At 76.7% G+C, this 12,255-nt stretch carries 10 protein-coding genes; 5 read left to right on the forward strand and 5 right to left on the reverse strand.

Translation table 11 applies throughout. The features are described 5' to 3' along the window. Positions 1 to 105: 105 nt before the first annotated feature. The gene (locus IF01_RS0104790; protein ID WP_051740191.1) at positions 106 to 573 is read left to right on the forward strand and encodes a YjbQ family protein; all 468 of its coding nucleotides are present in this window, start codon (positions 106 to 108) and stop codon (positions 571 to 573) included. A gap of 101 nt (positions 574 to 674) precedes the next feature. Here the strand turns inward: IF01_RS0104790 and IF01_RS0104795 are convergent, their stop codons facing one another. Continuing rightward, complete coding sequence (locus IF01_RS0104795) at positions 675 to 1,394, reverse strand: DUF1990 domain-containing protein (RefSeq protein WP_078879667.1); 720 nt, start codon at positions 1,392 to 1,394, stop codon at positions 675 to 677. An 84-nt stretch (positions 1,395 to 1,478) separates the two neighbouring features. Here IF01_RS0104795 and IF01_RS41305 point away from each other — a divergent pair, with 84 nt between their 5' ends. Continuing rightward, positions 1,479 to 1,727, forward strand: coding sequence for a hypothetical protein (locus tag IF01_RS41305; protein ID WP_037778896.1), 249 nt, complete (start codon positions 1,479 to 1,481; stop codon positions 1,725 to 1,727). 77 nt (positions 1,728 to 1,804) lie between these two features. Here IF01_RS41305 and IF01_RS0104805 read toward each other — a convergent pair whose 3' ends face one another. Both IF01_RS0104805 and IF01_RS0104810 read right to left on the reverse strand, forming a co-directional pair. Continuing rightward, entirely contained in the window at positions 1,805 to 4,963 is a 3,159-nt protein-coding gene (locus tag IF01_RS0104805) for an AAA family ATPase (RefSeq protein WP_030391991.1), read from the reverse strand. Continuing rightward, positions 4,960 to 6,129 (reverse strand): exonuclease SbcCD subunit D, encoded by a 1,170-nt coding sequence (locus IF01_RS0104810; protein WP_030391992.1) that lies wholly within the window; start codon positions 6,127 to 6,129, stop codon positions 4,960 to 4,962. The genes IF01_RS0104805 and IF01_RS0104810 overlap by 4 nt, the downstream gene beginning before the upstream one ends. Positions 6,130 to 6,324: 195 nt before the next feature. Here IF01_RS0104810 and IF01_RS0104815 point away from each other — a divergent pair, with 195 nt between their 5' ends. From IF01_RS0104815 to IF01_RS0104825, 3 genes are all read left to right on the forward strand, one after another. Next, positions 6,325 to 7,644: a DUF8829 domain-containing protein gene (locus tag IF01_RS0104815; RefSeq protein WP_167349722.1), complete on the forward strand. Its 1,320-nt coding sequence runs from the start codon at positions 6,325 to 6,327 to the stop codon at positions 7,642 to 7,644. Positions 7,645 to 7,860: 216 nt separating this feature from the next. Next, the gene (locus tag IF01_RS41310) at positions 7,861 to 8,490 is read left to right on the forward strand and encodes a hypothetical protein (protein ID WP_063764132.1); all 630 of its coding nucleotides are present in this window, start codon (positions 7,861 to 7,863) and stop codon (positions 8,488 to 8,490) included. Between the two features lie 331 nt (positions 8,491 to 8,821). After that, on the forward strand, positions 8,822 to 9,622 hold the full coding sequence (locus tag IF01_RS0104825; protein WP_037778898.1) for an SGNH/GDSL hydrolase family protein: 801 nt from the start codon (positions 8,822 to 8,824) through the stop codon (positions 9,620 to 9,622). 126 nt (positions 9,623 to 9,748) lie between these two features. On the opposite strand, the gene IF01_RS0104830 is transcribed toward IF01_RS0104825, so the two are convergent. Both IF01_RS0104830 and IF01_RS43555 read right to left on the reverse strand, forming a co-directional pair. Then, a complete protein-coding gene (locus tag IF01_RS0104830; RefSeq protein WP_030391996.1) occupies positions 9,749 to 10,699 on the reverse strand; it encodes a nitroreductase/quinone reductase family protein in 951 nt (316 codons plus the stop codon). A 363-nt stretch (positions 10,700 to 11,062) separates the two neighbouring features. Next, entirely contained in the window at positions 11,063 to 12,235 is a 1,173-nt protein-coding gene (locus IF01_RS43555) for a polysaccharide deacetylase family protein (protein ID WP_157855161.1), read from the reverse strand. Between the last annotated feature and the right edge of the window lie 20 nt (positions 12,236 to 12,255).

Here is a 12,255-nt window from a genome sequence, read left to right on the forward strand (position 1 = left end):
GTCATTTTTGGTCTGAACCTCTCAGCCTATGACGACCCGCCCCTCCGGCGCCGGGAGTCGGCGAGGCTTGCCGGTCCACCCCCGGCCGTGGGTGAGGATGGCGCCATGGCGGACCACACCCACTCCCGAACCACGTCCCACTCCACTCCCACCTCCGGCTCCTTCCGGACCGAGACCTTCGACATCACCACCGGAAGCCATGAGGTCGCGCTCGACATCACCGACCGCTGCGTCCGGTTCCTCGACGAACACGCCGTCGGACGGGACGGCCTGCTCAACGTCTTCGTCCCGCACGCCACGGCCGGGATCGCCGTCCTGGAGACCGGTTCCGGCAGCGACGAGGACTTCCTCGCCACCCTGCGCGACCTCCTGCCGGCCGACGACCGGTGGCGTCACCGCCACGGCAGCCCCGGCCACGGCCGCGACCACGTCGTCCCCGCCCTGGTGGCCCCGCACGCCACCCTGCCGGTGATCGACGGGCAACTCGCGCTGGGCATCTGGCAGTCGGTGGTGCTGGTCGACACCAACGGCGACAACCCGCACCGGACACTCCGGCTCTCCTTCCTGGGCTGAGCCCGCAGCCCGGCCCCGCACCCGCCCGGCTTCGTACCCGCCCGGCCCCGCACCCGCCCGGCCCCGGACTCGCCGGGGTCGGGCGGAACGCTGGAGGGCGCCTACTTCGGCAGCGGTGCCCCGGGGTCGGCGTCGGTGTCTGAGTCGGGGCCGGGCCCGGCGGCGGCCCGGACCACGGACGCGAGGTACCGCTCGATCGCCAGGTACTGGCAGAGCACGGCGACCGGGCGGCCGAGCCGCGCGTACCAGGCGGCGAGCCGGGCGAAGGCGACGACCTCGAACCACACCTCGCCCGCCGCGTCCATCGACACCAGGAAGGCCTCCTCGCCGCACTCCGGGTGCCCCGGCAGTGTTCCGTAGGCGAAGCCGATCCGGTCCGGCTCGTCCACCGTCCACACCACCCGGCACGGGATCACCAGCCGGGGCCAGCGGCTGCCGGGCAGGCCGAGTCGCAGGAGGACGGTCGCCCCGGGCTCGGCGGGCGCGTACGGGAACACGGCGAACCCGGTCCCCAGCTGGCAGCCCCAGCCGAGGACGAAGCGGCCGGCCCGCGCCAGGACCTCCGGACCGTGCCCGAGGTGCAACCGCCGCCGCAGATGCGTGTAGCCCTCCGGCAGCCGGGCGTCAGCGGTGGCGCCCACCTCGCGGTAGTTGGGAACGGTGGCCCGGGCGGCACGCAGCCTCCGCTCCAGGGCGGACCCGGCCGCCGCGGCGGTCCCGGAGGACTCGGCCCGGGCGGACTGGACCGGTGGGACCGGCGGGACCGGCGACGGGACGGACGGAACGGCGCGGGGCACCTCGTGACCGGGAGAGTCGGGCATGCGGCCACCGTATCGACGGCCCCGGGAACGGCCGCGCCCGGGACCGCCTTGCGCCCTGCCCGGTCCGGGGAGTAGAGAGGCGGCATGAGCGAAACAGCCAGGCAGGAGACGGACGCCCCCGGCACCCGGGAGCCCGCGGCGGCGGAGCAGGTCTGCGAGCTCGCCCCGAGCGGCGCGGAGGCGGCCCTGCTGCCCGACCCCGGTTCCACCGGCCCGCGCGCGGACTGCGTGCTGTGCGGCGAACCGACCGAGCTGCCCGCCGACCACCCGGGCAGCACCCTGTGCCCCGTCTGCACCTGGCAGCAGGCCCAGCGGATCGCCTGCTCCGGCTGAGCGCGCGTCGCTGGGACCCGCCGGGGCCGGCGCAGGATCCGCCGCCGAGTCGGCCCGGGCCGGGGGTGTCCCCGGCGTCAGGCGTCCTCCCGTCCCACCGGAGCCAGGGTGGAGCCGTGCCGGCCCTTGCGGACCATGAGCTGGGCCGGGATCCGGCTGCGCAGATCGGCGACGTGACTGACGATGCCGACCGCGCGGTCCCGCTCGCGCAACCCGTCCAGGACGTCCATCACCTCCTCCAGGGTGTGTTCGTCGAGGCTGCCGAATCCTTCGTCGATGAACAGGGTGTCCAGCGGCATGCCCCCGGCTTCGTCGGTGACCACGTCCGCCAGGCCGAGGGCCAGGGCGAGCGAGGCGAAGAAGCTCTCGCCGCCGGAGAGCGTCGCGGTGTCGCGCTCGGTGCCCGTCCAGGCGTCCACCACCCGCAGCGCCAGCCCCGAGCGCTTGTTGCCGCCGCCGCGGTCGTCGCTGTGCACGAGCGTGTACCGGCCGCCGGACATCCGGACCAGCCGGTCGCTCGCCGCGGCCGCCACCTGCTCCAGCCGAGCCGCCAGGACGTACGACTCCAGGCGCATCCGGAGCCGGTTGTCGGTCGAGGTGCCGGCCGCGAGCGCCGCCAGCCGGCTGATCCGCGCGTACCTGGCCAGCTCCGGGGCCAGCGAGCGGGCCAGCTCGGTCAGCTGCCGCCCGATGGCGGCGAGGGCCTCGCACCGCTGGCGGGCCGCGTCCCGCGCCGCGTGCGCCGCCCGCAACCGGTCGGTGGCGGCGCCGAGCCCGCTCCGGGCGCCCGGCAGGTCGGCTGGCGGAAGGGCGGCCGCCGCGACCAGTTCGGGTTCGGCGAGCCGCCGCTCCACCGCGGCGAGCTCGGCCCGGTGCCGGTCGATCCGCTGCTCCAGCCCGTCCCGCTCGGCCCGCGGCAGCAGGACGGCGACGGCGTCCTGGGCGCTCGCGAACCCGGCCGCCACCGCGGCGTCGGCCAGTTCGTCGTCCGCCTGCTTGAGCTGGTGCGCCGCCTCGGTGGCGGCCCGGGCGGCGCCGGCCAGCGCGGCCACGGCCGTGGCGAGGCGGTCGAGCGCGGACGCCCGGGCCGCCACCGACGGCGCGTCGCCGCGGGCCGCCGCCACCCGGGCGGTCAGCTTCTCCTGCTCGGCGTGCAGGGCGCGGGCCTGGGCGGCGAGTTCGGCGCTCCGCTCCCGGGCGTCGGAGAGCGCCGTGCGGCGGGCGGCCTGCTCCGCGGTGAGCCGCTCGATCGCCCGGCCGACCGCACCGAGCCGCTCCGCGACCCGGACCGCTTCCCGGTGCTCCGCCCCCAGCCCGCCGAGTGCCGCGGCCAGGGCGTCGGCGGCCTCCTCACCGGCCGCGCCGGCGGCCGCCGCCCGGCGCACCCGGAGCCCGGCGAGTTCCTGCTCGGCCGCGTCGGCGGCCTGCTCGGCGGCCGTCTGGGCGCGCCGGGCCCGCTCCTCGTCCTCGGCCCGGACCGGCTCGCCGGCCGGGCGGGCCGGGGCCGGGTGCTCCGCCGAGCCGCAGACCCGGCAGGGCTCGCCGGCGCTCAGCCCCGAGGCCAGCTCGGCGGCCATCCCGGCGAGCCGGCGCTCACGGAGGTCCAGGCCGTACTGGCGGGCGTCCAGCGCCTCCGCGCGCAGGGCGAGCGCGCGCGGCCCGGTCCGGTTGATCTCGCCGTCCAGCGCGTCCCGGGCCCGGGCGGCGGACAGCCGGGCGGTCAGCTCCGCGCGCCGGGTGTCCAGCCGCTCGACCAGCGCGGCGGCTTCCCGGGCGGTGGACTCCTCCTCCTTCAGCGCGGCATGCCGGGCGTCGAACTCGGCCAGCCACTCGCCCGCCTCCTCGGCGAGGTCCTCGGCGCGCCGCAGGTCCGCGGTCAGCGCCGTCCGGGCGCCGGCCAGCTCGGCGCACTGCCGCTCGTCCGCCCCGGCGGCCTCCAGCCGGACGATCTCGGCGCGCAGCCGCCGCTCCGCCTCGGCCAGCTCCTCGGCCTCGGCGTGCGCCAGCGCCCGGCCGCCGCCGGCCGGTCCCTCGCCGCGCCCACCGCCGTCGCCGGGGCCGCTTCCGTCCGCGTGGTCGCCGCCGCCGAGGAGCTCACGGCCGGTCCGGCCGGTCGCGACCTCGGCGAGGACCGCCCGGTGCCGGTGCTCCTCCTCCCGGGCCTGCCGGTACGCGGCCGCCGCGCGCTCCCGCAGGTGCAGCACGGACTCGACACCGACCGCCGCCTGCGCCGCCGCCAACCGCCGCCGGTCCGCCGCACGGGCGGGCTCCTCCTCGGCCAGCCGGGCCGCCTCCCGCACCGCCTGCCGGTGCCGCTCCTGCCGGTCGGCCCGCTGCTCGGCGGCCTCCCGGGCCCGCTGCGCCGCCCGGTGCGCCTCCTCCGCGCCGGCCAGCGCGGCCTCGGCGACGGTCAGCCGCTCGGCCGCGCCGCCGCGCAGCACCGCCGCCCAGCCCAGCACCCCCGTGGTGAGCTCGGCGTCCGCCGCCGCGCTCGGCGCCGCGTCCTCCTCGGCCGCCACCGGGCCCTCGACGGGCTCGGCGCCCGGCCCGGCCGCCTGCTCGGCCTTGCTGGCCAAGTCCCGCAGCCGGCGGCGCCCGGCCTGAACGGCGGCCTCGTGGGCCCGGCGCTGCTCCGCGAGCCAGGCCTCGACGGACTGGAACCGCTCGGTGTCGAACAGCCGGCGCAGCAGCTTGCCGCGCTCCTCCGAGTCGGCGCGCAGGAAGCGCGCGAAGTCGCCCTGCGGCAGCAGCACCACCTGGCAGAACTGGTCCCGGCTCATCCCGATCAGCCGGTGGATCTCCTCGCCGGCCTCCTGGTGCGACTTGCTGACCGCCCGCCAGCCGGGCCCGGCCGCGCCGGTGCCCGCGCCGTCCGCCGACCACTCGCGCAACAGGGTCTGGGCCCGCTCGACGGTCATGCCCGTGCCGACCTTCTTCGGCCGGGGCTGCTCGGGGATCCGGACGATCTCCAGCCGGCGGCCGCCGAGCGTCAGCTCCAGCCGGACCTCGGTCAGCCGGTCGGGCTCGGCGTGGTCGCTGCGCAGCCGGTTGGCCCGGCGGGTGCCGGGCACCTCGCCGTAGAGGGCGTAGCAGACCGCGTCCAGCACGCTGCTCTTGCCCGCGCCGGTGGCGCCGCGCAGCAGGAACAGGCCGCCGGCGGCCAGGGCGTCGAAGTCGACCGTCTCGGCGCCGGCGAAGGGGCCGAAGGCCGTCACGGTCAGCCGGTGGAGTCTCATCGGGGCAGCTCCGCCTTCCGGTCGGTTGTCTCCCGGACGCGCTCGAAGCCCTCGCGCAGCCAGCCCAGCTCGTCCGGGTCGGGCTCGGCGCCGGGGCGGACGTGCCGCAGGAAGCCCTCGGCGATCTCCAGGTCCGTGCGTCCGCTGACCCGGGCCGCGTAGGAGGGGGAGGCGGCGGCGGTGCTCTCCTCCGGGTCGAACAGCAGCTGGAGGGTGTGCGGGAAGCGGCGGCGCAGCCGTTCCATCGGCTCGGTGGGTCGGCTCGGGTCGGTGAGGGTGACCTGCACCCAGGACTGCTCGTCGGCGGTGTACCGCTCGTCGGTGAGCAGCGCGTCCAGCCGGCCGCGCAGCCGGGCCAGCCGCCGGGGGGCCGGGCAGGGCACCCGCTCGGCGGTGACCGCGCCGTCCGCCGCGAGGTCGACCAGCCACATGCTCTTGCGCTGCTCGTGCTCGGAGAAGGAGTAGGCGAGCGGGGAGCCGCTGTAGCGCAGGTGCGGGGCGAGGGTCTGGCAGCCGTGCAGATGGCCGAGCGCGGCGTAGTGCACGCCGTCGAAGACCGAGGCGGGCACGGCCGCGACCCCGCCCACCGCGATGTCGCGCTCGCTGTCGCTGGGCTCGCCGCCGGTGACGAAGGCGTGCGCCAGGACCACCGCGCGGGTGCCGGGCGGGCGGGCCGCGAGGTCGGCCCTGACCTGGTCCATCGCCGCGCCGAGCACGGCGGCGTGCCCGCCGCGGGCCAGTCCGAACCGCTCCCGGACCAGGGTGGGCTCCAGGTAGGGCAGCCCGTAGACGGCGACCGGCCCGTGCGCGTCGGCCAGCACCACCGGCTCGGCGCACTCGCCCGGGTCCGTCCGCAGGTGGACCCCGGCCCGGCCGATGAGGCCCGCGCCGACGCCGAGGCGGCGGGCCGAGTCGTGGTTGCCGCTGATGAACACCGTCGGCACGCCGAGGTCGGCCAGCCGGTGCAGCACGTCGTCGAACAGCGCCACCGCCTCCAGGCCCGGCAGCGCTCGGTCGTACACGTCACCGGCGACCAGCACGGCGTCGACGCGCTCGTCCCGGACCACCGCCACGAGGTGGTCCAGGAAGGCGCGCTGGGCGTCGTGCAGGCTCTCCCGGTGGAACGAGCGTCCGAGATGCCAGTCGGAGGTATGCAGCAGTCGCATGGTTCCCGACCATAACGGGCGCCACCGACAACCCGGTCCGGAACGGGTGTCGCAGACGGTCCCCGGGCCGGGCCCGCAGGCTCCCCGGCATCACTCCGGGTCGATTGTCGGTGACGGTGTGTATGGTCGCGTTCGCCGGGAGCCGAGGGGCTCGTGGGGCCGGTGTGCGAGAAGCGACGACGGAGGGAGACGACCGTGCGAGAGCGGACGTGGAGCGGGTTCGAGGGCCCGGACCGGCGGCAGGCGAGGGAGCGGGGGAAGGAGCAGGAGCGGCGCCGCGAGCGCGGTCGGCGTCCGGGTGCGGGTGGCTGCCGGGAGCGGTGGCGCGCGCCCGTGGTGCGGCTGTGGGGCCCCGGCCCCGGCCCCGGCGCGGAGCGGCGTCGGCCCGGGCCGGCCGGGCCGGGCGGGAGGGTCCCCGACGGGCGGCCGCCGGGCGGCGGGGTGAGCGTGCCCCGCACGGGCGGTTCGGGCGGGCCCGCCGGGCCCGGGGTGCGGGAGCGGCGCCGTGGCCGCCCGCGCGGGGCGCCGCCGCCGCAGCCGGTGGCGCTCGCGCTGGCCGTCGGCGCCGCCGACTTCGCGGACCTGGCGCGGTACGGGCTGTTCGGCGGGCTGACCTTCCGCTCCTACCTGCGGCGGGTGGCGGTCCAGCTGCGCGCGCTGCGCGGGCAGGGGCTGGAGGTCCACCTCCGGATGCTCGACCCGGCGGACTACGCGGAGTACTGCGAGGAGCTCGGCTTCGCGCCGGGGGACGCGGCCGCCCGGGTCGCGTACGCGGCCGATCCCGAGCTGGCCGGGGAGCCGTTCGTCTACGCGGGGCAGCGGCTGGCGGTGCTGCTGCCGGAGCTGGCCGACGACCACCGGGCGCGGGTCCGGATCTCCGTCGCGATGGCGGCCCTGCTGACGGCGGCGGGCGAGGGGCCGCCGGGGGAGCGGCGGCTGGTGGCGGTGATGCGGCACGCCGTCGAGGTCCAGCTCGCGGTGGGCGCGGGGGCCGGTGACGGGACCCACCTGCTGACCCTGCGCTGCCACGGTCCCGAGCACGGCGAGGAGCTGACCTCGGCGACCGACGTCCGGGTGGAGCGGAGGCGGCCCGGGCCCGGCGGGCGGGACGCCGAGGCGTTCTGCGTGACGCTGGCGGCGGGCCTCGCGGTCGGCGGCGCCGGTGCGATGGTGCTGCACGGGGACCCGGCGGCCCCCGGCGGGCAGACGGTGCGGGGGTGGGCGCTGCGGGGCGGGAGGCTGCGGCCGATGACCGTCCGCGAGGTGCTGGACGAGCTCGCCGACGACGTCGGCCGGGGCCTGCCCTTCCCGCCGGCGGTCGTCCCGTTGCCGGGCTTCCCGCTGCCGGCGCCGCCGCCGTCGGGCGAGGGCGGACCGTCGGGGGAGCGGCGACCGGGACCGCCCGGCGCCGGGCCCGCCGACCGGCCCGGTCACCGGCCGCCGGAGGACCGTCCGCGGCCCGGTCGGCCGCCCGGGGAGCGGCCGACCGGGGGAGGGGGTGAGCCCCTGGCCTGATCGCGGCTGACCAGGGCGTTCGGCCCCGGCTGTCCACCAAGCGGCGCTGGGGACTGTTCATCGACCGCCTGTTCGGGGAAGATTTCGGGGAAGATCAACAGTGGGAACGGCCGGTACCCCACGCCGCCGCGCCCGCCGCTCCGCCCCGAACCGCGCACCGCGAAACGTCCCCGCGCACCGTCGGTCCGGCGAGCCCGACACCGAAAGGGGGGACGCATGAGCCGGATCGAGTACAGCGCGGAGATCGCCGAGCTGCTCGGCCGGGTGCGCCGGCGTCCCACAGCGGGCTGGCCGTGGCGGCCGGGCGAGCAGGTGCCCGGCGGGCTGCCGGTGAAGCAGTCCTGGGGGTGGCTGTTCGCCCCCGACGGTCGGGTGCTGACCCTGGTCAACCCCAAGGACGGCGTCGTCTCGCTGCCCGGGGGCTCGCTGGAGCCGGAGGACGCCGGCGACCCCGGCTCGGCGCTGGCCCGGGAGGCGGCCGAGGAGGCGCAGGCGCTGATCGGCACGCCGTACTACCTCGGCTACCTCTACGACCGGGTCGGTTCGGCCAACGGCGGCCACGAGTGCGCCCGGGTCCGGATGGCCGCCGCGCTGCGGGCCGTCGGTCCGAGCGCGCCGGACCCGGCCTCGGGGCGGCACTACCGGCGGCTGCTGGTCGCACCGGGTCTCGCCGTCGAGCTGCTCGGCTGGGGTGTGCCCGGGCTGCGCCAGGCCCGGGCGGCGGTGGCGACCGCCGTCCGGAGGCTGGGCGTGCCCTCGGCCGCCAACGAGACGATCGAGGAACTGCCGGCGGCGGGCTGTGAGCTGTCCCCCGGTGCGACCCCGGGGCAACCGCCGACCGTCTGACCGGCTGCCACATCGACCGCCTCGCCGACGGCCTCACCGACCGTCCGACCGGCTGCCCCGCGGGACGCAGCGCCGACCGCAGCGCCGGGTGTCCGCGCGCCGGGCCGCGCGCCCGAGCGCGCCGCCGCCGGTGGTCGCACGTCCGGCGGAGTCCCGTCCCTCGATCGGGCGACGCTCCGAAACCGGCGCACGGGCACACTTTCCGTGCCAGAAGGGGCAGTTCACCGTGCCGTTGTCAGACTGACCGTCAATTGCCTTGGCATGACAACTTCCAGAGTTAGCTACCGCCTGGTATCAAATTGTGTGACGCAAGTCACTCCCAGGAGGTGTCATGCTACGCCCTGCCCGTGCCATGTCCGTCGCCGTCACCGCGGCGCTCCTCTCCCTGACCACCCTCGTCACAGCCGGTTCGGCCCACGCCGCCGGGGTCAACTACGTCGCGCTCGGCGACTCCTACGCCTCGGGCCTCGGAGCCGGCAGCTACACGAGCGAGAGCGGCAGCTGCAAGCGCAGCACCAACGCGTACGCGTACCTGTGGAAGAACGCGCACGCGCCGTCCTCCTTCTCGTTCCTCGCCTGTTCCGGCGCCAGAACCGGAGATGTGCTCAGCAACCAGCTCTCCACCCTGAACTCGGCCACCACGCTGGTCAGCATCAGCGTCGGCGGCAACGACGCGGGCTTCGCCAGCACGATGCAGACCTGCGTCCTGGACTCGGAGAGTGCCTGCCTCAACGCGGTCGCCACCGCGAAGAACTACGCCACCAGCACGCTGCCCGGCAAGCTCGACCAGGTCTACTCGGCGATCCACGCCAAGGCCCCGAACGCCCGGGTCGTCGTGCTCGGCTACCCGCACCTCTACAAGGTCGGCGGCAGCTGCATCTTCGGCATCGGCGACACCAAGCGGTCCGCCATCAACAGCGCCGCCGACGTGCTCGACGACGTCATCGCCAAGCGCGCCGCCAACGCCGGCTTCGCCTTCGGCGACGTCCGGTCGATCTTCCGCGAGCACGAGATCTGCGGCTCCAGCACCACCTGGCTGAACAGCACCACCCTGCCGGTGGAGGAGAGCTACCACCCGAAGGCGGCCGGCCACTCCGGCGGCTTCCTGCCGGTGTTCACCGCGCAGGCCTGACCCGCACAGGCCTGACCCCGCTCCTCACGGGCCGGGCAGCACGGCCCCGACCGCACTGCCCCGACCGCACGGCCCGGCGGGCCCGCCGGTCCCCCCACGCAGGAGGGACCCGGCGGGCCCGTCCCGTCACCGCCCCGGCGGGGGGAACGGGATGCCGGCCAGGGCGGGCAGCAGTTCCCGCTCCTCGTGGGCGAGATGGGCCTCCAGCTCGTCCGCCGTCCGCGCCAGCGCGGTCCGGAACGCCTCCGGTTCGGCGGAGTCGAGGTCGGAAACCAGTGCCACCAGCTCGTCCTTCAGCCGTGCCACCGTCCGGTGCTCCTCGGCCAGCTGTTCCAGCACGCCCCGCAGCTCCGGGTGGCTGCGGGCCAGCGCGGGGAAGACACCCCGGTCCTCGCCGGTGTGGTGCACGGTCAGGCCCTGGCAGAACGCCAGGCAGTGCTGGCGGAGCTGCAGTCCGAGCGCCGGAGCGCCTCCGACGCCTCCGGGGCCTCCGGAGCCTCCGACGCCTCCGGCGAGGTGGGCCTCGGCCTCGGCCCGCAGCTGCCGCAGTTGGGCGCGCAGCCAGTCGTGCACCTCCAGCAGTTTGTCCGCGAGGCTCGCCACCTCGCGCGCCGCAGCGCCGGCTCCGGCCCCGGCTCCATCCCTGGCTCCGGCCCCAGCACCGGGCTGCTCCAGGACGACCACGGGCAGCAGCCGCGCGGTGTTCCGCTGGTACTCCCCGTACCCGGGGGCCGACCGGACGACGGCCTCGAACAGCCGCTCGCGCCGGTCCCCCTCGGCGGGGACGGCGGTCGCGTCGAAGACCTCCGTGCCGAGTTCCACCCGCACCAGCGGGTGGGCGAGCAGATTGCGGTACCACTGCGGGTGCTCGGGCGCCCCGGCCGCCGAGGCGACGACGAGCAGCAGCCCGTCCGCCCGGACGAATCCGAGCGGGACGGTGTGCTCCCGCCCGGAGCGTTCGCCGACGGTGGTCAGCAGCAACAGGTCCCCGCCCTCGAAGGGTCCGCCGACCCTCCCGCCCCGGGCGCGGAACTCCTCGACGACAGCTTGGTTGAACGACAGGGAAGACATGGGCATACGACTGTGCAGCTCTCTCCGGAGTATCGGAAAAGGACGTCGAAAGGGGGAGGCGGCACCGTCCCGGGACAGGCCCGGTCGCGGCCGCGAAGAGGTGTGAAGAGCGCGAGGAAGCGCGAGGAAGCGCTCCGAGGAGCTCAGGAAAGGGGAGCGGAGAACATTCTCGTCACGCGTCGTCCCTCGTATCGGGTGCCGGCCCGGCTGCCGGCCGGCCCACATCTCTTTGGCCGGCGCCACGCTGCACGCGGCCCATCCCAGCACCCGCGCGGCTCGGCTGTCAACGCGTCGACGGGGCGGAGAAACGGCGCACCGCCGGCCCCGGGGCGGGGTCGGCGGTGCGCCGTTCAGGTGGAGCCGGAGGGATCAGCGCAGGTAGGAGGCCAGGCCGGCGGGCTTGAGGCCGGCCACCTCGGCGGCGGCCAGGGCGCGCCGGAGGTCGTCGGCGAGGGTGTCGGTCCAGTGCATCAGCACGACGTCGCCGGGCGACAGGGTCCCCTCGTGCCAGATGTTGGAGGCGCCCCAGCTGAAGTCCGCGTCGGCGGTCAGCACGGTACGCATGCCGCAGTTGGCGGCGGCCTGGAGGGTGTCGGCGTTCCAGGCGAAGTACGGCGGGCGGAACACGGTCGGCGCGGTGCCGAAGAGGCGGGTCAGCGAGTCGCGGGCGTCGCAGATCTCCACCTGCTGCTCGGCGGGGGAGAGGGTGGTGAGGTCGGTGTGGGAGACGCTGTGGTCCTGGATCGAGGAGCCGGGCGCGGCGGTGACCCGCCGGAAGTAGTCGGGGTTGTTGGCGGCGGCCATCGGCAGCGGGAAGGCGGTGATCGGCAGCTTGTTGGCGGCGATCACCTGCTCCGCCTCCGGGGTGGTCTGCCATCCGTCGTCGACGGTGAAGAAGACCACCTTGTCGCTGGTCGGCACGGAGGGGGCGGCGGTCGCCGGGGTGGGCGCGGGGCCGTCGACCCGGACGTCGTCGACCGCGAACGGGCCCTGCTGGTACCAGCCGTGGACGGAGAGCTTGACGGTGGTGGCGCCGGCGGCGGCGGTGAAGCGGGTGGTCAGCTTCTGCCAGCCGCCGGTGGTGGACTCGGTCCAGGCGGGGGCGGTCGGGCGGTCGGTGCCGCCGGTGGCGCCCAGGAAGACGAACTTCCCGCGGACCCAGGCGGAGGCGGTGTAGGTGGTTCCGGGCTGGACCGAGACGGTCTGCACGCACTCGCCGGTGGACTCGTCGCCGGCCGGGGTGACGGCCAGGGCGGAGGTGCCGGAGTGCGGCGCGGCGGTGGTGAGGGCGGCCTCGGCGGGCCCGCCGGAACAGCGCCAGCCGGGCACACTGCCCCAGTCGGCGAGCGAGGAGGCGGGGATCTCGAACCCGGGGTTGGTCGCCAGGTTGACGGTGGCGGCGGTGGCCGCGGCGGCGGTGGGCGCGGCCCCGGCCGACGGCGCGGCGACGGCCGGTCCGGCGAGCCCGGCCACCAGCAGCCCGGCCGAGGCGGCCAGCGCGGGCAGGCGCCCCGCCCCGAGGGTCGACAGACGGGTGGACATGCGCGAGGAGATGGACACGT

The sequence above is a fragment of the Kitasatospora purpeofusca genome (assembly GCF_000718025.1).
In the GTDB taxonomy this organism is placed as follows: domain Bacteria; phylum Actinomycetota; class Actinomycetes; order Streptomycetales; family Streptomycetaceae; genus Kitasatospora; species Kitasatospora purpeofusca.

What these genes read in the sequence shown, in the direction of transcription:
- IF01_RS43555 (WP_157855161.1), bottom strand. Translation starts at nt 12,235, where the DNA reads ATGTCCACCCGTCTGTCGACCCTCGGGGCGGGGCGCCTGCCCGCGCTG.
- IF01_RS0104830 (WP_030391996.1), bottom strand. Translation starts at nt 10,699, where the DNA reads ATGCCCATGTCTTCCCTGTCGTTCAACCAAGCTGTCGTCGAGGAGTTC.
- IF01_RS41310 (WP_063764132.1), top strand. Translation starts at nt 7,861, where the DNA reads ATGAGCCGGATCGAGTACAGCGCGGAGATCGCCGAGCTGCTCGGCCGG.
- IF01_RS0104825 (WP_037778898.1), top strand. Translation starts at nt 8,822, where the DNA reads ATGCTACGCCCTGCCCGTGCCATGTCCGTCGCCGTCACCGCGGCGCTC.
- IF01_RS0104795 (WP_078879667.1), bottom strand. Translation starts at nt 1,394, where the DNA reads ATGCCCGACTCTCCCGGTCACGAGGTGCCCCGCGCCGTTCCGTCCGTC.
- IF01_RS0104805 (WP_030391991.1), bottom strand. Translation starts at nt 4,963, where the DNA reads ATGAGACTCCACCGGCTGACCGTGACGGCCTTCGGCCCCTTCGCCGGC.
- IF01_RS0104790 (WP_051740191.1), top strand. Translation starts at nt 106, where the DNA reads ATGGCGGACCACACCCACTCCCGAACCACGTCCCACTCCACTCCCACC.
- IF01_RS41305 (WP_037778896.1), top strand. Translation starts at nt 1,479, where the DNA reads ATGAGCGAAACAGCCAGGCAGGAGACGGACGCCCCCGGCACCCGGGAG.
- IF01_RS0104810 (WP_030391992.1), bottom strand. Translation starts at nt 6,129, where the DNA reads ATGCGACTGCTGCATACCTCCGACTGGCATCTCGGACGCTCGTTCCAC.